The sequence below is a fragment of the Streptomyces durmitorensis genome (assembly GCF_023498005.1).
Classification (GTDB): Bacteria; Actinomycetota; Actinomycetes; order Streptomycetales; family Streptomycetaceae; genus Streptomyces; species Streptomyces durmitorensis.
Window position 1 is genome coordinate 3,253,391 of the sequence record NZ_CP097289.1, and the last position, 21,156, is coordinate 3,274,546.

Below are 21,156 nucleotides of genomic sequence, written 5' to 3' on the forward strand. Positions count from 1 at the left end.
TCGCCCCTACCGCAACAACACCCCCGCAGCCTCCCCCGTCCCCTGCGACGGCACCGCCACGAGCCCCAGCTCCGCCCCGCTCGCCAGCAGCCGGTGCGCGGGCAGGATCCGCACCGTGTAGCCGAACGGGCCCGTGCGGTCGAGGGCCAGGGGGCCTTCGTAGAGGCGGCGGCCCTCCGCGTCGGGGCCGCCCACCAGCTTCAGCGGCATCGGACTCGCGTCGGCGATGAAGTCCTCGGGGTCGACCCGGCCCGCGATCGTCTGGACCTCCACGTCGTCCGGCGTCAGCTCCCCCAGATGCACGCGGACCCGCAACGACAGCGTGGCGCCCAGCTCGGCCGTGGCCCCCGTCGCCGATGCCTCGACATGGTCGACGGCCACCCGCGGCCAGGCAGCACGCACCCGCGCCTTCCAGGCAGCCAGCTCCCCCGCCGCGTCCACGCCGCCCAGCGTGCGCTGCGCCCGCGCGGCGGGAACGTACAGCTGCTCCACGTAGTCACGCACCATCCGCCCCGCGAGCACCTTCGGGCCCAGTCGGGTCAGCGTCCGCCGCACCATCTCGATCCACCGGTCGGGCAGGCCTGCCGGTCCCTGCTCGTAGAAGCGGGGGGCGATCCGGCGCTCAAGGAGGTCGTACAGCGCCGCGGCCTCCAGCTCGTCCCGCCGGTCGTCGTCCGTCGCCGCGCCGTCCGCCGTGGGGATCGCCCAGCCGAAGTCGGGCTCGAACCATTCGTCCCACCAGCCGTCGAGGACCGACAGGTTGAGACAGCCGTTCAACGCGGCCTTCATCCCGCTCGTCCCACAGGCCTCCAGCGGACGGAGAGGATTGTTCAGCCACACATCGCACCCCGGATACAGCTTCTGCGCCATCGCCATGCCGTAGTCCGGCAGGAACACGATGCGGTGCCGCACCCGCGGATCGTCCGTGAAGCGCACCAGCTCCTGGATGAGGCGCTTGCCGCCGTCGTCCGCGGGATGCGCCTTTCCGGCCACGACGATCTGGATCGGCCGCTCCTCGTGCGTAAGGAGCTCCATCAGGCGGTCCCTGTCGCGCAGCATCAGTGTCAGGCGCTTGTAGGACGGGACACGGCGCGCGAAGCCGATCGTCAGGACGTCCGGATCGAGTACGTCGTCGATCCACCCCAACTCCGCGCTCGCGGCGCCCCGTTGACGCCACGACGCGTACAGCCGCCGCCTGACCTCCGTCACCAGCTGCCCGCGCAGCTCCCGCCGCAGCTCCCAGATGTCCACGTCCTGAATCTCGGCGACCGCGTCCCACCGCTCCGAGCCGCCCACCGAAAGCGCCTCCTCCGTCCGCTGGGCGCCGATCTGCCGGGCGCCGAGCCGGAACACCTCGGGGGCCACCCAGGTCGGGGCGTGCACGCCGTTCGTGACGGAGGAGATCGGGATCTCCTCGGCGTCGAATCCGGGCCACAGGCCCGCGAACATCTCGCGGCTCACCTTGCCGTGCAGGGTGGAGACGCCGTTCGCGCACCGCCCGAGCCTGAGGCCCATCACCGCCATGTTGAAGAGGTTGGGCTCACCGCCGGGATACGTCTCCATGCCGAGCCGCAGTATGCGTTCGACGTCGATGCGGGGCAGCTCGGCGTGCGGGCCGAAGTGCCGGGCGACCAGCTCGCGGTCGAAGCGGTCGATCCCGGCGGGGACGGGGGTGTGGGTGGTGAAGACGGTCCCGGCCCGTACGGCTTCCAGCGCGGCATCGAACTCGACACCCTGCGCGGCCAGTTCATGGATCCGCTCAAGCCCCAGGAAGCCCGCGTGGCCTTCGTTCGTGTGGAAGACCTCGGGCTCGGCATGCCCGCTCAGGCGGCAGTACGTCCTGATGGCGCGCACCCCGCCGATGCCGAGCAGCATCTCCTGGAGCAGCCGGTGCTCGCTGCCGCCGCCGTAGAGCCGGTCGGTCACCTCGCGGGCGCCCGCGTCGTTCTCCTCGACGTCCGAGTCGAGCATGAGGAGCGGTACGCGCCCGACGCCGGCCTGCCAGACGTGCGCGCGCAGCTGTCGTCCGCCGGGCAGCGCGATCGACACCAGGCTCGGGGTGCCGTCCGCCTCCCGCAGGAGGGACAGGGGCAGCTCGTTCGGGTCGAGCACCGGGTAGGTCTCCTGCTGCCAGCCGTCGCGGGACAGCGACTGGTGGAAGTAGCCGTGCCGGTAGAGCAGCCCGACCCCGATGAGCGGAAGCCCTAGGTCGCTGGCCGCCTTCAAATGGTCGCCCGCGAGGATGCCGAGCCCGCCCGAGTACTGCGGAAGGGCGGCGGTGATGCCGAACTCGGGCGAGAAGTAGGCGACGGCTCCCGGCAGTTCACCGCCGCGCTCGGCGGACTGGTCCTGATACCAGCGGGCCCCGGTGACGTACTCCCGAAGACCGTCCGAGGCCTCGGCGAGGCGGCGCAGAAAGGCCCCGTCCCCGGCCAGCTGCGTGAGCCGCGCGGGCGGCACACTGCCGAGCAGCCGCATGGGGTCGCAGTCCGAAGCGGCCCACTGCTCGGGGTCGATGGCCTCGAACAGCTCACGGGTTCCGGTGTGCCAGGACCACCGCAGGTTGCGCGCAAGCTCCGAGAGCGGGGTGAGAGGGTCGGGAAGGGCGGGTCGTACGGTGAATCGACGGATGGCCTTCATCACGGTGCACCTCTGTCAGGGTGTCCGACGGGGCGTATGACGGGGGCGTTCGTACCTCGCGTACCGACGTGCGTACCGACGTGCGCATCGACGTGTCGCATCGACGTTAGCGGTGCGCCGCCCCTGTCACCACGGCGCACAGGGAGCACACTCGCCGTCCTCGCCGGTCCGGCGATGGCCGTTTCGCGTCGGCCCGCCCCGTTCCGGCGAGGGCCGCCCCGTCGGCCGCGCCCTTGAGCCCCTAAGCCGTCGTCGCCGCCACGATCGCCGCCGTGTCCCAGTAGAACGGCCGCACCTCCGCGATCCGCCCGCCCCGCACCGTGATCGTCTGCAGTACGGGGAAGGCGAGTTCACGCCCCGTGGCGCGGGCCCGTGCGCGGACCTGGGTGTGTACGACCGCCGTCTCGCCCGTGGCCAGGAATTCCTGTTCGCCGATCTCGAAGGACTTCCACGTCCGGCTCATGGCGAGGAAGAAGCGGGTCATGCCGTCGTGGCCGCGCCAGGTGCCGCCGTACGGGAGAGCCTCGGCCTGGTGCATCACGACGTCGGGGGCGAAATAGGGGGCGAGCAGGTCGAATGTGGCTCGGCCGGGGCCGCCGGCCGCCAGGTAGCGGGACTCCGCCTCGTACATGCCGGTGAGGACAGTGAGGGAGTCCGGCGCGGATGGTTCGTGCTGGGTGGTCATGCCGTCAGCGTGACGGCTGCGGCGCTGGTCCACCGGCGGTAATCGGACGTCGACGTACCGACGGTCACCCCGTGGCCCCGCACCTGACGGAGGCATCCTGAACCCGTCCGAAAATCGGCGCAACCCTCACAGCACCCCCACGGGCGATATGGCCGATTCCCCCCTGCCCTGTGGTCTTGTAGGCCCTCACACCGCACGAGAGGCTGCCAAGTGACGCCCGTGCAGATACAGGGGATCCGGCACTGACCGGCCAACTCTGCGGTGGGCACGTCAAGTTGGGGAGGGAAACCAGCGTATGACTCTTACGCGAACAAAGCGTTTGCGGTGGGCGGGAGCCGTCACCGCCGCCACCACGGCAGCGGTGCTTTCGGCCATCACGCTGCCCGCACACGCCGCTCCCGCCGATGCCCCGCTCGGGGAGATACTCGGCGCCGGTGAGCCCGGTTCCATTAGCGGGAGTTACATCGTCACGCTCAAGGGCGGGACATCGGCCCCGTCGGACGCGGGCAAGGGCATAGCCGCCAAGTACGGGGCGGACATACGTCACACCTACAGCACCGCGCTCAACGGCTATGCGGTGAAGGCGGGTTCGGCCGAGGCCAAGAAGCTCGCGGGCGACTCCCGGGTCGCCACCGTGGTCCAGGACAGCATCGTGTCCCTGGACCACACCCAGCAGAATCCGCCCTCCTGGGGGCTCGACCGGATCGACCAGAAGGGTCTGCCGCTCGACAAGTCCTACACCTATCCCGAATCCGCCGGGCAGGGCGTGACCGCGTACGTCATCGACACCGGCGTCCGCACCACGCACAAGGACTTCGGCGGCCGTGCAAGCAGCGGCTGGGACTTCATCGACAACGACGCCACCGCGCAGGACGGCAACGGACACGGCACGCACGTCTCCGCGACGGTCGCGGGCGAGAGCCACGGCGTCGCCAAGAAGGCGGACGTCGTCGGCGTGCGGGTGCTCGACGACGCGGGTTCGGGGACGACCGCCCAGGTCATCGCCGGCATCGACTGGGTGACCAAGAACGCCCAGAAGCCCGCCGTCGCCAACCTGAGCCTCGGCGGCACGGCCAACGCCCAACTTGACGCGGCCGTGCGCAACTCGATCGCGTCCGGGGTCACTTACACGGTCGCCGCGGGGAACGACGGCCTGCCCGCCTTCCTGTTCTCACCGGCCCGCGTGAAGGAAGCGGTCACGGTCGGCGCGAGTGACGTCAAGGACGCCAAGGCCAGCTTCTCCAACTGGGGCGGCAGCCTCGATCTGTTCGCGCCGGGCGTCGGCATCACCTCCGCCTGGAACACGGACGACGCCGCCACGGACACCATCTCGGGTACGTCGATGGCCTCGCCGCACGTGGCGGGCGCGGCGGCGCTCTACCTCGCCGACCACCCCTCGGCCACACCGGCCGAGGTGAGCAAGGCACTGACCGATCGGGCGGTGCCGGGCAAGGTGACGGGCGCCGGTCTCGGCTCACCGAACAAGTTGCTGCAGGTCAACAACCCTTGAGGCACTGCGCATCACGGAACGGGCCCCGCCGCACACGGCGGGGCCCGTTCTGCGTGCCCGAGCTTCGGCCTTGCCTCTGGCGCCGACCCGAAGCACCCTCGATAGGGCAACGGCCTTGTTTGAGCCTTACGCACCAGTAGTGCTGCCTTGCCCGCCGTCCGGGATCACTCCCGATACACGCACGGCCTTGTTTGAGCCTTACGCACCAGTAGTTAACAAAGCGCCGGATTGCCCACCCAAAGTTGGTGGGAAGGCTCCCCCGTACGCACACGGCTCAGTACGTTCAGTCACGGCTCAGAACGGCCAGCACAGCGCGGCACGCAGTCGCAGAACCCCTCCACACCCCCGTATCCGCCCCACTTATGTAACGCGGACAGGAGCGGTCATGCCCTCAACTCGCCCGTCGGCGACGCCCTCGGGAAAGGCCCCCACAAGGGTGCCCACATCCCCGGCACCACAGCAGGACCCGCAGCCCCAGGAAGAAGCGCGACATCCGCAGGATCCACCCTCTCAGCGCGCCCGGCCGGTCACCCTCACCGGCCGCATACCCGTCCTCGACATCGCGCCCCTCGTCCACGGCGGACGCAGGCCCGCCAAGGCCGTGGTGGGCGAGACCTTCCAGGTCACCGCCACCGTCTTCCGCGAAGGGCACGAGGCGGTCGCCGCCAATGTCGTCCTGCGGGACCCGGCAGGGCGCCCGGGGCCGTGGACACCGATGCGCGAACTCGCCCCCGGCACCGACCGGTGGGGCGCGGACGTCACCGCGGACGCCGAGGGGAACTGGACGTACTGCGTCGAGGCGTGGGGCGATCCCCTCGCCCAGTGGCGGCACCACGCGCACATCAAGATCCCGGCGGGCATCGACACCGAGCTCGTCCTGGAGGAAGGCGCCCGGCTGCACGAGCGCGCCGCCGCCGACGCCCCCGTGAGCAAGGGCCGCCGCGCCACCCTGCGCACCGCCGCCGAGTCCCTGCGCGACACGGACCGCCCCGTCGCAGCCCGCCTGGCCGCCGCCCTCACACCAGAGGTGGACGCGGTCCTGGCCGAGCACCCGCTGCGCGAACTCGTCACGGAGTCGGACCGGTTGCCGCTGCGCGTGGAGCGGCCGCGCGCCCTCTTCGGATCCTGGTACGAATTCTTCCCGCGCTCGGAGGGCGCCGTCGTCCGCGAGGGCGAGCCACCGAGGTCGGGCACCTTCCGCACCGCCGCCGAGCGGCTCCCGGCCATCGCCGCGATGGGCTTCGACGTCGTCTATCTGCCGCCGATCCATCCGATCGGGAGCACGTTCCGCAAGGGTCCGAACAACTCCCTCTCCCCCGGGCCGCACGACGTCGGCGTGCCCTGGGCGATCGGCTCCCCCGAGGGCGGCCACGACACGGTCCACCCGGACCTCGGCACGCTGGAGGACTTCGACGCCTTCGTGCGCCGCGCCACCGCCCTGGACCTGGAAGTCGCCCTCGACTTCGCGCTCCAGTGCTCCCCCGACCACCCCTGGGTGGACAAGCACCCCGAGTGGTTCGCGCACCGCGCCGACGGCTCCATCGCGTACGCGGAGAACCCGCCGAAGAAGTACCAGGACATCTACCCCCTGGCCTTCGACCGCGACATGCCGGGCCTGATCGCCGAGACCCTACGTCTGCTGCGGTTCTGGATGGCCCACGGCGTGCGTATCTTCCGCGTGGACAATCCGCACACCAAGCCCGTCCGCTTCTGGGAGGAAGTGCTCGGCGACATCAACAGGACCGACCCGGACGTCATCTTCCTGGCGGAGGCCTTCACGCGCCCGGCGATGATGCGCACCCTGGCCGCGATCGGCTTCCAGCAGTCCTACACGTACTTCACCTGGCGCAACGACAAGGCCGAACTGACCGATTACCTAAGGGAGTTGTCGACTGAGACCGCCCACTATCTCCGGCCGAACTTCTTCGTCAACACCCCGGACATCCTGCACGCCTACCTCCAGAACGGCGGACGACCCGCCTTCGAGGCCCGCGCCGTGCTCGCCGCAACCCTCTCGCCGACGTGGGGCGTCTACAGCGGATACGAGCTGTGCGAGAACGCCCCCGCACGGGCCGACAGCGAGGAGTATCTGAACTCGGAGAAGTATCAACTGCGCCCGCGTGACTGGAAGTCGGCAGAGCGCACCGGCTCCACCATCGCGCCCCTCATCACCACGCTGAACCGCGTGCGACGCGCCAACCCCGCCCTGCGGCAACTGCGTGACCTGCACTTCCACCCCACGGACCAGGAAGCGGTGATCGCGTACTCGAAGACGGCCGACGACACGGACGGATCGAACACGGTTCTGGTGGTCGCGAACCTCGACGCCCACCACACCCAGGAGGCGACGGTCTCGTTGGACATGCCGGAACTCGGCCTCCAGTGGCACGAGACCGTGCCGGTGCGCGACGAGCTCACCGGCGACACCTATCACTGGGGCAGGACCAACTATGTGCGCCTCGAGCCGGGCCGCGCGCCCGCGCACATCCTCCGTGTCCTGCGACCGTCCTCACCGTTGATCGGAGGGTCACCCACACCATGATCATCAACGAGCCCGTCCAGGACACATTCGAGGACACGCCCGCCAAGGACCGCGACCCCGAGTGGTTCAAACGCGCCGTGTTCTACGAAGTCCTGGTGCGGTCCTTCCAGGACAGCAACGGCGACGGCATCGGCGACCTCAAGGGCATCACCGCCAAGCTGGACTACCTGCAGTGGCTGGGCGTGGACTGCCTGTGGCTGCCGCCGTTCTTCAAGTCACCGCTGCGCGACGGCGGTTACGACGTGTCGGACTACACCGCGGTCCTGCCCGAGTTCGGCGACCTCGCCGACTTCGTGGAGTTCGTGGACTCCGCCCACCAGCGCGGCATGCGCGTGATCATCGACTTCGTGATGAACCACACCAGCGACCAGCACCCGTGGTTCAAGGAATCCCGCAGCGACCCCCAGGGGCCCTACGGCGACTACTACGTCTGGGCGGACGACGACAAGCAATACCAGGACGCCCGCATCATCTTCGTCGACACCGAGGCCTCCAACTGGACCTTCGACCCGGTGCGCAAGCAGTACTTCTGGCACCGCTTCTTCTCCCACCAGCCCGACCTCAACTACGAGAACCCGGCCGTCCAGGAAGAGATCATCTCGGCCCTGCGCTTCTGGCTCGACCTGGGCATCGACGGCTTCCGCCTGGACGCCGTGCCCTACCTCTTCGCCGAGGAGGGCACCAACTGCGAGAACCTGCCCCGCTCGCACGGCCTGCTCAAACGCGTCCGGGCCGAGATCGACGCCCACTACCCCGACACCGTGCTGCTGGCCGAGGCCAACCAGTGGCCCGAGGACGTCGTCGACTACTTCGGCGACTTCAAGGACGGCGGCGACGAATGCCACATGGCCTTCCACTTCCCCGTCATGCCGCGCATCTTCATGGCCGTGCGCCGCGAGTCGCGCTATCCGGTCTCCGAGATCCTCGCCAAGACCCCCGCCATCCCCTCCGGCTGCCAGTGGGGCATCTTCCTGCGCAACCACGACGAGCTCACCCTCGAAATGGTCACCGACGAAGAGCGCGACTACATGTACGCGGAATACGCCAAGGACCCGCGGATGCGCGCCAACATCGGCATCCGGCGGCGCCTGGCCACCCTCCTGGACAACGACCGCAACCAGATCGAACTGTTCACCGCCCTGCTCCTGTCACTGCCCGGATCACCGATCCTGTACTACGGCGACGAGATCGGCATGGGCGACAACATCTGGCTCGGTGACCGCGACGCGGTGCGCACCCCGATGCAGTGGACACCCGACCGCAACGCGGGCTTCTCCTCCTGCGACCCGGGACGGCTCTACCTCCCCACGATCATGGATCCGGTCTACGGCTACCAGGTCACCAACGTCGAGGCGTCCATGTCATCGCCGTCCTCGCTGCTGCACTGGACCCGCCGGATGATCGAGATCCGCAAGCAGAACCCGGCCTTCGGACTCGGCTCGTACACGGAACTACCGTCCTCGAACCCGGCGGTGATCGCCTTCCTGCGCGAGTACAAGGACGACCTCGTGCTGTGCGTGCACAACTTCTCGCGGTTCGCGCAGCCCACCGAACTGGATCTGCAGACCTTCAACGGCCGCCACCCGGTGGAGCTGATCGGTGGTGTGCGCTTCCCGGCCATCGGCGAGCTGCCGTATCTGCTGACTCTGGCAGGACATGGCTTCTACTGGTTCCGGCTGCGCAGGGACGCGGCGTAGGCTCCACCCCTGCTACTCCTGTGCGGGGCGGTTTCCACCGTCCCGCCCTGGGCACTCTCCCGCACAACCGGCACTCCCGCACTCCTCCCTTGTCCGCACCGCGGAAAGGACGCGACGCCATGTCGGAAGCCGTCACCCGCCCGGGCATCACCACGGACGCGCTGCTCGCCTCGCTCGATCCGCTGCTGCGCGCGTGGCTGCCACGGCAGCGCTGGTTCGCGGGCAAGGGCCATCCCATCACCGACTTCACCCTGGTCGCGGCGACCGAACTGCTGCCGCCAACCTCCGAGTTGGGCCTTCTCCACCTGCTCGTACGGGTGCGGCAGCCGCAGGTGCCCGCGCAGGTCACCGGCGGCGCCGCTCCCGCACTGCCCGCCGACTGCTACCAACTCCTCCTGGGCGTACGGCGCGAGCTGCCGCCACGGCTCGCTCCCGCCCTGATCGGCCATGTGACGCGCGGGCCCCTCGCCGGGTTCACGGTCTACGAAGCGATGCACGACGCCCGCATGTCCGCGTTCCTCCTTGAGGCGCTGCGGATGCAGGCGCGGGTCGGGAAGCTCCGCTTCGAGCGCGACCCGCGCAAGGACATCGGCGACGACCTCGCGCCACGTGTGCTCGCCGCCGAGCAGTCCAACTCCTCGCTCGTGTACGGCGACACGTTCATACTGAAGCTGTTCCGCCGCATCGTCCCCGGGGTCAACCCCGACCTGGAACTGCCCCTGATGCTGGCCCGCGAAGGCTGTGCGCAGGTGCCCGCGCCCGCCGCCTGGCTTCTGGCGGACGTCGCGGACGACCTGAACGTCCTCGGTGTGCTCCAGCCCTATCTGAAGGGCACGGCGGACGGCTGGGAGATGGCCCTGCGGGAGCTCGCCGCCGGCCGGGACTTCAGCGGCGAGGCGCGGGCGCTGGGCCGCGCGACGGCCGACGTACACCTGGCGCTCGCCCGTGCGCTGCCCACCGTCACGCTGGGCCGCGCCCAGATGGAGCTGATCGCCGAAGGCATGGCGGAGCGCCTGGACGCGGCGGCGAAGGCGGTGCCCGCCCTTCAGCCGTACGCCGCCGCCCTGCGCACGACCTTCGAGGCCCTCGCCGACCTGGGCCGGGGCGAGGCCCGGTGGACGGCCCAGCGCATCCACGGTGACCTGCACCTGGGGCAGTGCCTGCGCTCGCCCGCCGGGGAGTGGTCGCTCATCGACTTCGAGGGCGAGCCCTCGCGCGCGCTGTCCGAGCGCAGGATGCCGCAGCCGCCGGTGCGCGACGTGGCGGGCATGCTCCGGTCCTTCGACTACGCGGCGCGCTCCCGCGAGCCGTGGGCCACCGACTGGGCGGGCGACTGCCGGGCCGCGTACTGCACGGGGTACGCGGAGGTCTCCGGCCGCGATCCCCGTATGGACCCGGTGCTGCTGCGCGCCTACGAAACGGACAAGGCGGTCTACGAAGTCCTCTACGAGGCCCGCCACCGCCCCGACTGGCTCCCCGTGCCCCTCGCCGCCATCAAGCGCCTCGCCACGAACGGCCCCGCCACCGAACCCCACTGACCTGCCATCGCCGAGGAGGCTCCCCCGTGACCCCCCGCCCGCAGCCGCGCAAACCGTCCGACGAGGCCAGCAAGAAGGGCAAGCGGAAACCGGAGCCCGACCGCCCGAAGCCCCGGCTGAAGAAGAGCAGCCGCCCCACGTCGCCCGTCCCCCGGGCCGACCGTGCCCGTCTCCTGGGCGGCACGCACCACGACCCGCACGGGGTGCTCGGCGCCCACGTCGTGCGCGAGGGCATAGCCTTCCGCGCGCTGCGGCCGTACGCGCGCTCCGTCGCCGTCGTCGCCAAGGATCTGCGGGCGGAGCTGCAGGACGACGGGGAAGGGTTCTTCTCCGGGGTGCTTCCGCTCCGGGAGATTCCCGACGACTACCGGCTCCGGATCACGTACGAGGACACCGAGCTGGAGATCCACGACGCGTATCGCTTCCTGCCCGCGCTCGGCGAGTTCGATCTGCATCTGATCGGCGAGGGCCGGCACGAGCAGCTGTGGCACGCGCTCGGCTCACGCCCGATGGTGCACGAGGGGGCGACCGGGACGCGCTTCACGGTGTGGGCGCCCAACGCCCTGGGCGTGCGCGTGGTGGGGAACTTCAACTTCTGGGACGGCACCGGATTCCCGATGCGCTCACTGGGCGGCAGCGGTGTCTGGGAGCTGTTCGTGCCCTCGGTCGGCGAGGGCGAGCTCTACAAGTACGAGATCACGCGGCCCGACGGCTCGAAGACGCTGCGCGCCGACCCGCTGGCCCGGCGCACGGAGATCCCGCCCGCGAACTCCTCGGTCGTGCACGAGTCGCACCACGAGTGGCATGACGAGGAGTGGCTCGCGCGCCGTGCGGAGGTGCCGGTCCATGAGGCGCCGTTCTCCGTGTACGAGATGCATCTGGCATCCTGGCGACCGGGCCTGACGTACCGCCAGCTGGCCGAGCAACTGCCCGCGTACGTCGCCGACCTGGGGTTCACGCACGTCGAGCTGATGCCCGTGGCCGAGCACCCCTTCGGCGGCTCCTGGGGCTATCAGGTCACCGGCTTCTACGCGCCGACGGCACGCCTCGGCTCCCCCGACGACTTCAAGTACCTGGTCGACGCCCTGCACAGGGCGGGCATCGGCGTCCTGATGGACTGGGTGCCCGCGCACTTCCCGCGCGACGACTGGGCGCTCGCGGAGTTCGACGGACGGACGCTGTACGAGCACGAGGACCCGGACCGGGCCGCGCACCCCGACTGGGGCACCCTGGAGTTCGACTACGGCCGCAAGGAGGTCCGCAACTTCCTTGTCGCCAACGCCAGTTACTGGTGCGAGGAGTTCCACATCGACGGCCTGCGCGTCGACGCCGTCGCCTCGATGCTGTATCTGGACTACTCGCGCGAGAACGGCGAATGGACGCCGAACGTGCACGGCGGCCGCGAGAATCTGGACGCCGTGGCCTTCCTCCAGGAGATGAACGCCACCGTCTACCGGCGTGCCCCCGGCGTCGTCACGATCGCCGAGGAGTCCACGGCCTGGGACGGCGTGACCCGCGCGACGCACCACGAGGGACCGGGCGGCTTCGGCGGGCTCGGCTTCGGCCTGAAGTGGAACATGGGGTGGATGCACGACTCCCTCGACTACGTGTCGAAGGAACCCGTGCACCGCAAGTTCCACCACAACGAGATGACGTTCTCGATGGTGTACGCGTACAGCGAGAACTACGTCCTGCCGATCTCGCACGACGAGGTCGTGCACGGCAAGCGGTCCCTGGTGTCGAAGATGCCGGGCGACTGGTGGCAGCAGCGCGCCAACCACCGCGCCTACCTGGGCTTCATGTGGGCCCACCCCGGCAAGCAACTCATCTTCATGGGACAGGAGTTCGCGCAGGGCGCCGAGTGGTCGGAGGGGCACGGCCCCGACTGGTGGCTGCTCGACCCCGCGTACGGGGCCGAGGCCGACCACCGGGGCGTGCGCGACCTCGTACGCGACCTGAACACCGTCTACCGCCGCGAGCCGTGCCTCTGGCAGCGCGACACCGACCCCGGCGGCTTCGCCTGGGTCGAGGGCGACGCGGCCGAGGACAACGTCTTCGCGTTCCTGCGCTACGGGAACACGGACAGCAAGGACACGGACGGCGCACCGCTCCTGGCCATCTCGCACTTCTCGCCGGTGGTGCGGCACGAGTACCGCCTGGGCGTCCCCGGCGAGTTCACCGCCTGGCAGGAGGTCCTGAACACGGACCTGGCACGCTACGGCGGCGGCGACGTCACCAACCCGGACCCGGTCAAGACCGAGCCGGTGGCGTCGCACGGCCGCCCCGCGTCCCTGCGCCTGACCCTGCCACCCCTGGCTACGGTGTGGCTGCGACCTGTTTGAGCGCCACCGGAAGCTCCTGCGCGTGCAGGATGCCGAGCCGCTGCGTGGCCCGGGTCAGGGCCACGTACAGGTCGCTCGTTCCATAGCGGCCCGGCTCCACCACCAGGACCGTGTCGAACTCCAGGCCCTTCGCCTGACGCGGGTCGATCAGGACGACCGGCCGCGTCAGGTCCAGGGCCTCCCCGGCCGTCACCCCGGGGAGCTTTCCGGCGAGCTCGTCATGCAGCTCGCGCGGGGCGATCACCGCGAGGCGGCCGTCGTCCCGTGTCTCGGCGGCCACCGCGTCGGCCACGGCCGCCGCGAGGTCGTCGGCGCGGCGGGCCCACGGCACCACACCCGTGGACCGCACGGAGCTGGGCGGCTGGAAATCGGGGTGCTCGACGCGGGGCACCTCGGCGGCCACGTCCATGATCTCCACCGGCGTGCGGTAGTTGACGCCGAGCCGTGTGTACTCCCAGCGGTCCTCGACGTACGGGGACAGGATCGACTCCCAGGAGCCGCAGCCGCCCGCCTCCGCCGTCTGTGCGGGATCGCCGACCAGCGTCATGGAGCGGGTCGGACAGCGCCGCATCAGCAACCGCCAGGCCATGGCGGAGAGTTCCTGCGCCTCGTCCACGATGATGTGCCCGAACGCCCACGTCCGGTCCGCCGCCGCACGCTCGGCGGCGCTGCGGTGGTCGTCCTCCTCCTGGCGCTCGGCCATGCGCTCGGCGTCGATGATGTCGTGCGCGAGCAGGACCTCGGACTCGTCGTCGTCCTTGTCCTCGAACTCGTACGTACGGGACGCGTACGAGACGTCCAACACGCCCTGCGCGTAAGCGATCTGCTTGGCCCGTTCGGCCTCCGCCATCGCCCGCGCCGCGCTGTCGTCGCTGCCGAGCAGTTCGGCGGCCTCGTCGAGCAGCGGGACGTCGGCGGCCGTCCACTCCGCGCCGCGCGGGCGCCGCACGAGCAGGGCGTCCTCGTCCCGCAGATGCGGCGTCGGCTCCTCAAGGAAGTCCGCGAGGAAGCCCTCGGGGGTGAGCTGGGGCCACAGCTCCTCGATGGCCGCGTGCACTTCGGGGCTGGCGGCGATCGCCTTGCCGAGCTGGGCGATGTCGTCGGGGCCGAGGAAGTTGGGTCCGCCGTACGGGTCGGCGCCGAGCCGATCGGCGAGCTGCTGAGTGAGCATGTCGATGACGCGGAAGGCGAAGTGCGGCCGGCCGAGGTTGTGCGGGACGTCCGCCTCACGGGCCGCCTCGCGCGCTTCCTGGGCGATCGTCCAGTCGAGGACGAGGTCGCCGTCTTCGTGCTCGATGATCACCGGGGCGCCGGGCTCGGGGGTCCGCTGCCGGTCGCGCAGGGCGGCGGCGAGCACGTCCGCCATCTCCGCGCGCCCCTTCACCTCGGCGGCTTCGGGGGTGTCGGTGCCGGTGGCGCTCACACCGGGGAACAGCTCGCCGACCGTCGAGAGCAGGACGCCCGTCTCGCCGAGTGCGGGCAGAACCTCTCCGATGTAGCCGAGGAAGGCGGGGTTCGGCCCGACGATCAGGACCGCGCGCTTGGCGAGCAGCTGGCGGTGGGCGTAGAGGAGGAAGGCGGCACGGTGCAGCGCCACGACCGTCTTGCCGGTGCCGGGGCCGCCCTCGACGACGAGGACGCCGTGGTGCGGGGCCCGGATGATGCGGTCCTGCTCGGCCTGGATGGTCTGCACGATGTCGTGCATGCGTCCGGTGCGGGCCGAGTCGAGCGCGGCGAGCAGCACCTCGTCGGCGTCCGCGCCCTCGTGCCCGGTGCGGGTGGTGTCGCTGAGATCGAGGATCTCGTCGTGCAGGGCCGTGACGTCACGGCCCTCGGTGGTGATGTGCCTGCGCCGGCGGAGCCCCATCGGCGTATGACCGGTCGCGAGATAGAAGGGGCGTGCGACTTCGGCACGCCAATCGATCACGAGTGGGGTGCGTTCGATGTCGGACGCGCGGATTCCGATGCGCCCGATGTGGTGATCACGGCCGTCGCGGAATTCGAGCCTCCCGAAGCAGAGGCCGTTCTCTCCCGCGTTGAAGGCGGCCAGCAGCCCGGACCGCTCTGCCACCAGGACGTCACGCTCAAGCCTGGCCTGCAGACCGTTGCCGACCTGCGTCAACGACGCCCGCACGGCAGCTTCCGCCTCCTCGCGCAGCGCGTCGAGGCGCGCGTACAGCCCGGAGACGAATTGCTGCTCTTCCCGCAATTCCTCGGTTGACAATTCAGCCCCTCGCCAGTTACAGTGCTCTTATACAGATTCTCGCGATTCCGGTCTGCCCAAATGGGTCAGGGGTCGCGAAAGGATCCAATATACGCGAAGAAATACCCCGGACGTCAATTCGTCCGGGGTATTTCTTTTTCACCCGCGTAGCCCCGCGTCGATCCCGCGTAGGTCAGAGCACCTCGGCCTCGGCCAGCTCCGCGAGCAGCTTGCGCTTGGGCCGCGCGCCCACCATGGACTTCACCGGCTCACCGCCCCGGAAGACCAGCAGGGACGGCACCGAGAGAATCCCGTACGCGATCGCCGTACGCGGATTGTGGTCCACGTCCAGCTGCACGATCTTCAGCCGCTCCGCCTCCTCACGCGAGATCTCACTGAGCACCGGCGCGAGCTGCCGGCACGGGCCGCACCACTCCGCGCCGAACTCCACGAGCACGGGCAGATCCGCGTTGAGCACCTCCCCCTCGAAGTCCGCGTCCGTCACCTCGGCCACACCGTCGGCCTTGACCATCGCCATGCTTGTGCTCCCTCTCCCTCAGCCCGTCAGCCCCTCAGCCCGTCAGCTCGCACTGCGGGTCCGGGCCTCCCACAACCGCCGCCTCGGCGCGCACGAGCTGCGCACCGACCTGTTCGCGCACCGCGCTCAACTCAACTATCAGCGCGTCGAGTTCACCGAGCTTGCGGCGGTATACGTCGAGTGACGCGGGGCAGGAGTCGCCCGCCGGATGCCCCGACCGCAGACACTCCACGAAGGGCCGCGTCTCCTCCAGGTCGAACCCGAAGTCCTGGAGGGTCCTGATCTGCTCAAGGAGACGCACGTCGCCCTCGTCGTAGGTGCGGTAGCCGTTGCTGCCGCGACGGGCGGGCAGCAGCCCCCGTGACTCGTAGTACCGAAGCGTCCGCGTGGTGGTGCCGGCCCGCTCCGCAAGTTCGCCGATGCGCATGCGTACGACGGTAATCCTTGACGCAGGCGTCAAGGCCAGCGTGCCGGGCGGTCTTCTTCAGTGGACCGTCAGCGGGCTTTCGGCGGCTGGTGCAGGCCGAAGGTGGAGCCCTGGTCGTCCTTGCAGAGCCGGAACCGGCCGAAGGCGGCGTCCGACTCCTCGCTCTCGCCGCTGATGGGCGCCTCGACCGTGCCGCCCAGCCTGATGACGGCGGCCAGTGCCGTGTCCAGGTCGTCCACCTGGAAGAACAGGTAGGGCGCGGCGCCCGCGTCGCCGCCGTGCATGCCTCCGGACACACCCGGGGTCGAGATCACATATCCCTGTCCGGAGGGCCCCGGCTCGAAGGACCAGCCGAGCAGCTCCCCGTAGAAGGCGCGCCCCCGCTCCGGGTCCTCGACGCCGATCTCGAAGAAGCTCGGTTCACCAGTCATCGCACGGCTCCTGACCTATGACGGCGCTCACTTTCACCGTACGCCGCAGGGGGCGAGGCCCGCCTGTTGTTCAGCGGGCCTGGGCCTGCGGCTCGGGCGTGCGGATGGCCTCGATGACGGCCGTCCAGCCGTCCGCGCCGTGGCCCTTGGCGATGGCCCGGTCCAGGACGGCCTTGACGCCGTTCAGGGCCTGCACGTCCAGGCCGCGGTGTGCGGAGGCGTGGATGATGTGATCGACGTTGACGGCCTCCGTGGCGAGTGGGGCCTGCTCGCCCGGGTACTCGCCGGAGTCGACCTCGACCGCCGTCGACTCGATGGCCGGCGGGAAGATGGAGAGCAGGGCGCTCAGGTAGGGGGCAAGGTCCGCTCCCTTCACGCCGTCCGCCCCGGCCAGCGCGAAGGCGTGCACGAGGCCGGCCATGCTGGTCCAGAAGAAGTCGAGCAGGGCGTTGTCGTAGACGGCCGCGAGGCCGTGGTCCTCACCGAGGTAGACGGTTTTGCCGCCGAGCGCCTTGAGCGTGCCCTCGTGCCGCTCGTACACGGACTTCGGGCCGCTGTGGAAGAGCAGCGCGTCAGGGGTGCCGATCACGGTCACCGGCACCAGGATGGCGCCGTCCAGGTACGCGACGCCGTGTTCGGCGGCCCAGGCGGCGGCCTCGCGCGAGCGCTCCGGGGTGTCCGACGTGAGGTTGACCAGGACGCGCCCGGACAGGTCCGCGGCGATCGGTCCGAGCACGGCCTGCGAGGCTTCGTAGTCGTAGAGGCAGACGATCACCAGGTCCGAGGCGCGGACGGCCTCGGCCGCCGTGGCCGTGCGCACGGCACCCCTGGCGACCAGGTCGTCGCCCTTGTTCGGCGTGCGGTTCCAGATGGTGGTGGGGTGACCGGCCTTGAGGAAGGCACCGGCGAGGGCCTGTCCCATGGCACCGAGGCCGAGGACGGTGACAGAGGATTCGGAAGGGTTGTGGCTCTGGTTCGTCATGTGGACCATGCTTGACGGGCGCCGGATTCCTCACAAGTACCGACTAATTAGTCAGGTACTTACGAAAAGGTAAGCGAGCAGCGGGAGTTGGGCGGGTGCGGGGCTGCCCGAGGAGTCGAAGGTCAGCGGTCAGCCGAAGTCGAGTTCGCCGTACGGCCGCTTCAGCTCGCAGAAGTCCCGGACGCCCGCCATCAGCACCACCCCGTCCCACAGCCGCCCCGCCGCCTCCCCCTTCGGCGCGGGCGAGACGACCGGGCCGAAGACGGCTCCCGCTCCCTGGACGGAGAGCACGGGCGTCCCGACCTCGGGGCCGACCAGCGCGACACCCTGCTCGTGCGAGGCCCGCACGGCATCGTCGTACTCCTCCGTCCAGGCCACCGCCGCCAGCTCCACGGGCAGTCCGGCGTCGGCGAGGGCGCGCTCGGCGCCGTCCCACTCACCCCGCTCGTGCAGCCGCACCCCGAGCGCGTCGAGGTACCTCCCCAGCGCGTCGCTCCCGTGCTTCCCGGCCACGGCCGCGCAGACCCGGCCCGGGCCGCGCATGTAGTCACCCCACTGGCCCTCCGGGTCCTCGGGGTCGACATCGAGGTCTTCGTTCAGCACCGAGAGGCTCATCACCCGCCAGCGCACGGTGACGTCCCGCACGCGTTCGACCTCGCGGATCCAGCGTGAGGTGAGCCAGGTGTACGGGCACACGGGGTCGAACCAGAAGTCGGCGTACTGCGGCTCGTTCACCCAACCACCGTACGCGTTCGGGAAGTTGACGGTCCGGAGCCATTGACGCTCGGCATGTCTGCAACTACAAAAACCGGAGAGCGTTTCTGAGAGCGCTCTCACCGGTACGCACACTCCCCCCACGGAGGTGTTCCATGAGCACCACTCACACTGCTCGCACCACTCACGCTCCTCGCACCACTCACGCTCCTCGCGCCACTCGCATCGGCCGCTTCGCCAGATCCCCCCGCACCGGCCCCGTCCTGGCCGGTCTGGCCGCCGTCGGTCTGCTCGGCGCCCTGATGACGCCGGGCACGGCTCGCGGCGACGTCCCGCCTGCTCCCGGCTGGTCGCTGGAGTGGAGCGACGACTTCAACGGCGCGGCGGGCTCCCGCCCCTCCGCCGACAACTGGCAGATCGACCTCGGCCACAACTACCCGGGCGGACCCGCCAATTGGGGCACCGGCGAGATCCAGTCGTACACGGACTCCCCCGACAACCTCGCCCTCGACGGAAACGGCAGCCTGCGGATCACCCCGCGCAAGGACGGCGCCGGGAACTGGACGTCGGCCCGCATCGAGACGAAACGCTCCGACTTCAAGGCCCCGGAGGGCGGCACGCTCGCCATCGAGGGCCGCATCCAGATGCCGGACATCACCGGCGAGAGCGCGCTCGGCTACTGGCCCGCTTTCTGGGCGCTCGGCGCGCCCTACCGCGGCAACTACCAGAACTGGCCTGCGATAGGCGAGTTCGACGTGATGGAGAACGTGAACGGCATCAACTCGGTCTGGGGCGTGCTGCACTGCGGCGTGAACCCGGGCGGCGACTGCAACGAGACGCAGGGCCTCGGCGCCAGCCGGGCGTGTCCGGGGGCCGGCTGCCAGTCGGCGTTCCACACGTACCGCTTCGAATGGGACCGCTCGACGAGCCCGAACCAGCTGCGCTGGTACGTGGACGGAGAGCAGTTCCACACCCTCTCCCAGGACCGCTTCTCCGCCGCCACGTGGTCCAACATGACCGACCACGCGGGGTACTTCATCCTGCTGAACGTCGCGATGGGCGGCGCCTTCCCCGACGGCGTCGCGGGCAGGGCGACTCCGGTCGCACAGACGGAGCCGGGGAAGGCGATGGCGGTGGACTACGTGGCGGTGTGGACGAAGCGGCCATGATGCTCCGTCACCCTTGTTTCCGTGCTGGTCAGTTGAGCTTCAGCACGCCGATGGCCTGATCGGCCATCCCCTTCTCGCCGAGGGCGTTCGGGTGCACCGGTACGAAGTTGGTGCCGAACAGCACGGGCTCGATCCAGCGGGTGCCCAGCGGCTTGCAGGCGTCGTGCCCCTCCGAGGCGGCAGCCAGGTCGACGAACGTCGCACCCGTCTCGGAGGCGGCACGCTGCACGGTCTTGTTCAGGTGGGCCTGGAGGTCGCGCAGGTAGGGGACGTCCCCGGTGGCGATCGGCATCTTGGCGAAGCAGCCGGGGTCGGCCTTGGCCGGGACGATCCACGGGTAACCGAGGATGCCGACGCGGGCGTTCGGGGCCTTGGCCTTGACCGCCCGCAGGGCGTTCTTCAGCGCGGGGTACGTACTGGCGTCGATCTCCTTGGTGAACTTGTCCCCGTTGGCGTCCTTGCAGGGGCTGCCCTTGCCGCCGGAGAGCACCCCGGCGGAGCCGCAGGCGACGATCGCGCCGATGAAGGTGTTGTTGTCGTTGCCGCCGATGGTCAGCGTCACGACGTCGGTGTCGGCGTCGACGGCGTCGAGCTGCGGGGCGACGCCGGGGTACTGCGACCCGGCGAAGTCCTTGGTCTGGGCTCCGCCGCAGGTCACGTCGGTGAGCTTGGCGCCGGTGCGCTGGGCCACGACGTGCGGGTAGTTGGCCGTCGAGCGCGCGCAGAGGAGCGGCGCGGTCAGGTCGAGGGGCAGGATGCCGGACCCGGCGCTGAAGCTGTCGCCGAGGGCGACGTAGTCGAGCGGGTCACCGCCGGTCGCCTGGGCGGGTGCGGTCAGGCCGAGGGTGGCGGTGCCTGCGGCGGCGAGTACGGCTGCCAGGCGCAGGGCGCGGGAGTGAGAGCGCGAGCGGGTGCGGGTGCGGGTGCGGGTGCGGGTGCGGGTGCGGGTGCGGGTGCGGGTGCGGATTGCCATCTGGAGTCTCCTTTGAATCCGATGGGGGGGGTCGGTCCCGGGGAGGAGCGAGCAAGCCGCAGGCGCCAACAGCCGTGCTGTACAAGGGATTTGGGCAGGCTTCAGCGGCTTTTGGCGGGTCTCGGTGGTGCAACGCTGAAGTTACTGGCAGGTTTGAATAACAGTCAACAGTTTGCGCACGCGCCCACCTAGATGGCGGAATCCTCATCCAGCACACGGCGCATCAGTCCGCAGAATTCCTCCACGGCACCCGGCTCCGACTCCGCGCCCTCGGCGAACATCGCCATCTGGAGGGCGGGTCCGTACGCGCCGCCGTGGCGGTCGATGTCAGACGTACGGGCGGGCTGCACGACGAAGTGGATGTGACCGGGCACGCGCCCGGCATGCGACCAGAGGCAGACATAGACCTGCTCGCACGCGTCGCCAACTGCCGTGCGCAGGGCGGAGGTCACCCGGGTCAGCAACGGCCCCAGCTCGGCACTCTCGCCCGCACTCATCTCGTGTACGCCGGTGATGTGCCGCAGCGGCTTGACGATGAGGGTGCCGGTGCCGAGGGGGCCGACGCAGTGCTCGACGGTCCAGTGCGTGGTGCGCAGGAGGGTGCCGCCGGGCAGCGGGCGGGTGCCGGCGACGAGCTCACAGGCGACGCACCCTCCGCTGTCCTCAGCTGTCACTTGTCCGCCCGGTACAGCCGGAGTTCCCGGAACAGATCCCCAATGGCGGCACTCTTCGGCCTGGACGCCATCCGCACTCCCTTCCCCGTTT

Annotated in this window: 15 protein-coding genes and 1 pseudogene; 6 read left to right on the forward strand and 10 right to left on the reverse strand. The window is 70.1% G+C overall.

Annotated features, from left to right (window positions below; translation table 11 throughout):
• Nucleotides 1-6: 6 nt before the first annotated feature.
• A complete protein-coding gene (gene glgP, locus M4V62_RS14370) occupies nt 7-2,640 on the reverse strand; it encodes an alpha-glucan family phosphorylase (protein ID WP_249587651.1) in 2,634 nt (877 codons plus the stop codon).
• A gap of 241 nt (nt 2,641-2,881) precedes the next feature.
• Nucleotides 2,882-3,325 carry a nuclear transport factor 2 family protein gene (locus tag M4V62_RS14375; RefSeq protein WP_249587652.1) on the reverse strand — a complete coding sequence of 148 codons (444 nt, stop codon included), beginning with the start codon at nt 3,323-3,325 and terminating at the stop codon, nt 2,882-2,884.
• Between the two features lie 295 nt (nt 3,326-3,620).
• Between M4V62_RS14375 and M4V62_RS14380 the strand changes: the two genes are divergently transcribed.
• From M4V62_RS14380 to glgB, 5 genes are all read left to right on the forward strand, one after another.
• Entirely contained in the window at nt 3,621-4,835 is a 1,215-nt protein-coding gene (locus tag M4V62_RS14380) for a S8 family peptidase (RefSeq protein WP_249587653.1), read from the forward strand.
• A gap of 385 nt (nt 4,836-5,220) precedes the next feature.
• Complete coding sequence (locus M4V62_RS14385; RefSeq protein ID WP_249587654.1) at nt 5,221-7,377, forward strand: alpha-1,4-glucan--maltose-1-phosphate maltosyltransferase; 2,157 nt, start codon at nt 5,221-5,223, stop codon at nt 7,375-7,377.
• The gene (gene treS / locus M4V62_RS14390) at nt 7,374-9,074 is read left to right on the forward strand and encodes a maltose alpha-D-glucosyltransferase (protein WP_249587655.1); all 1,701 of its coding nucleotides are present in this window, start codon (nt 7,374-7,376) and stop codon (nt 9,072-9,074) included. The genes M4V62_RS14385 and treS overlap by 4 nt, the downstream gene beginning before the upstream one ends.
• 119 nt (nt 9,075-9,193) lie before the next feature.
• The gene (locus M4V62_RS14395; RefSeq protein WP_249587656.1) at nt 9,194-10,612 is read left to right on the forward strand and encodes a maltokinase N-terminal cap-like domain-containing protein; all 1,419 of its coding nucleotides are present in this window, start codon (nt 9,194-9,196) and stop codon (nt 10,610-10,612) included.
• Between the two features lie 116 nt (nt 10,613-10,728).
• On the forward strand, nt 10,729-12,954 hold the full coding sequence (gene glgB / locus M4V62_RS14400; protein ID WP_249592829.1) for a 1,4-alpha-glucan branching enzyme: 2,226 nt from the start codon (nt 10,729-10,731) through the stop codon (nt 12,952-12,954).
• On the opposite strand, the gene M4V62_RS14405 is transcribed toward glgB, so the two are convergent.
• The 6 genes from M4V62_RS14405 to M4V62_RS14430 all read right to left on the reverse strand — a co-directional run bounded on the left by M4V62_RS14405 (nt 12,929) and on the right by M4V62_RS14430 (nt 18,270).
• On the reverse strand, nt 12,929-15,178 hold the full coding sequence (locus M4V62_RS14405; protein WP_249587657.1) for a HelD family protein: 2,250 nt from the start codon (nt 15,176-15,178) through the stop codon (nt 12,929-12,931). The genes glgB and M4V62_RS14405 overlap by 26 nt on opposite strands.
• A 172-nt stretch (nt 15,179-15,350) precedes the next feature.
• On the reverse strand, nt 15,351-15,689 hold the full coding sequence (gene trxA / locus M4V62_RS14410) for a thioredoxin (protein WP_283779157.1): 339 nt from the start codon (nt 15,687-15,689) through the stop codon (nt 15,351-15,353).
• Between the two features lie 40 nt (nt 15,690-15,729).
• Nucleotides 15,730-16,122 (reverse strand): MerR family transcriptional regulator, encoded by a 393-nt coding sequence (locus M4V62_RS14415; protein WP_249587658.1) that lies wholly within the window; start codon nt 16,120-16,122, stop codon nt 15,730-15,732.
• Nucleotides 16,123-16,190: 68 nt separating this feature from the next.
• The gene (locus M4V62_RS14420; protein WP_249587659.1) at nt 16,191-16,553 is read right to left on the reverse strand and encodes a VOC family protein; all 363 of its coding nucleotides are present in this window, start codon (nt 16,551-16,553) and stop codon (nt 16,191-16,193) included.
• Between the two features lie 70 nt (nt 16,554-16,623).
• The gene (locus M4V62_RS14425; RefSeq protein WP_249587660.1) at nt 16,624-17,535 is read right to left on the reverse strand and encodes an NAD(P)-dependent oxidoreductase; all 912 of its coding nucleotides are present in this window, start codon (nt 17,533-17,535) and stop codon (nt 16,624-16,626) included.
• A gap of 129 nt (nt 17,536-17,664) precedes the next feature.
• Nucleotides 17,665-18,270, reverse strand: a complete 606-nt coding sequence (locus tag M4V62_RS14430; RefSeq protein ID WP_249587661.1) for a mycothiol-dependent nitroreductase Rv2466c family protein — start codon at nt 18,268-18,270, stop codon at nt 17,665-17,667.
• Nucleotides 18,271-18,551: 281 nt separating this feature from the next.
• On the opposite strand from M4V62_RS14430, the pseudogene M4V62_RS14435 reads away from it, so the two are divergent.
• Nucleotides 18,552-19,409 (forward strand): annotated as a pseudogene (locus M4V62_RS14435) (glycoside hydrolase family 16 protein); the annotation flags it as partial.
• Nucleotides 19,410-19,446: 37 nt separating this feature from the next.
• On the opposite strand, the gene M4V62_RS14440 reads toward M4V62_RS14435, so the two are convergent.
• Nucleotides 19,447-20,298 carry an SGNH/GDSL hydrolase family protein gene (locus M4V62_RS14440; RefSeq protein ID WP_249592831.1) on the reverse strand — a complete coding sequence of 284 codons (852 nt, stop codon included), beginning with the start codon at nt 20,296-20,298 and terminating at the stop codon, nt 19,447-19,449.
• Between the two features lie 281 nt (nt 20,299-20,579).
• The gene (locus M4V62_RS14445) at nt 20,580-21,065 is read right to left on the reverse strand and encodes an HIT family protein (protein ID WP_249587662.1); all 486 of its coding nucleotides are present in this window, start codon (nt 21,063-21,065) and stop codon (nt 20,580-20,582) included.
• Nucleotides 21,066-21,156: the final 91 nt, after the last annotated feature.

Excerpts from the sequence above, each read along its gene's own strand:
- glgP (WP_249587651.1), bottom strand. The coding sequence starts at position 2,640 with ATGAAGGCCATCCGTCGATTCACCGTACGACCCGCCCTTCCCGACCCT.
- M4V62_RS14375 (WP_249587652.1), bottom strand. The coding sequence starts at position 3,325 with ATGACCACCCAGCACGAACCATCCGCGCCGGACTCCCTCACTGTCCTC.
- M4V62_RS14380 (WP_249587653.1), top strand. The coding sequence starts at position 3,621 with ATGACTCTTACGCGAACAAAGCGTTTGCGGTGGGCGGGAGCCGTCACC.
- M4V62_RS14385 (WP_249587654.1), top strand. The coding sequence starts at position 5,221 with ATGCCCTCAACTCGCCCGTCGGCGACGCCCTCGGGAAAGGCCCCCACA.
- treS (WP_249587655.1), top strand. The coding sequence starts at position 7,374 with ATGATCATCAACGAGCCCGTCCAGGACACATTCGAGGACACGCCCGCC.
- M4V62_RS14395 (WP_249587656.1), top strand. The coding sequence starts at position 9,194 with ATGTCGGAAGCCGTCACCCGCCCGGGCATCACCACGGACGCGCTGCTC.
- trxA (WP_283779157.1), bottom strand. The coding sequence starts at position 15,689 with ATGGTCAAGGCCGACGGTGTGGCCGAGGTGACGGACGCGGACTTCGAG.
- M4V62_RS14415 (WP_249587658.1), bottom strand. The coding sequence starts at position 16,122 with ATGCGCATCGGCGAACTTGCGGAGCGGGCCGGCACCACCACGCGGACG.
- M4V62_RS14420 (WP_249587659.1), bottom strand. The coding sequence starts at position 16,553 with ATGACTGGTGAACCGAGCTTCTTCGAGATCGGCGTCGAGGACCCGGAG.
- M4V62_RS14425 (WP_249587660.1), bottom strand. The coding sequence starts at position 17,535 with ATGACGAACCAGAGCCACAACCCTTCCGAATCCTCTGTCACCGTCCTC.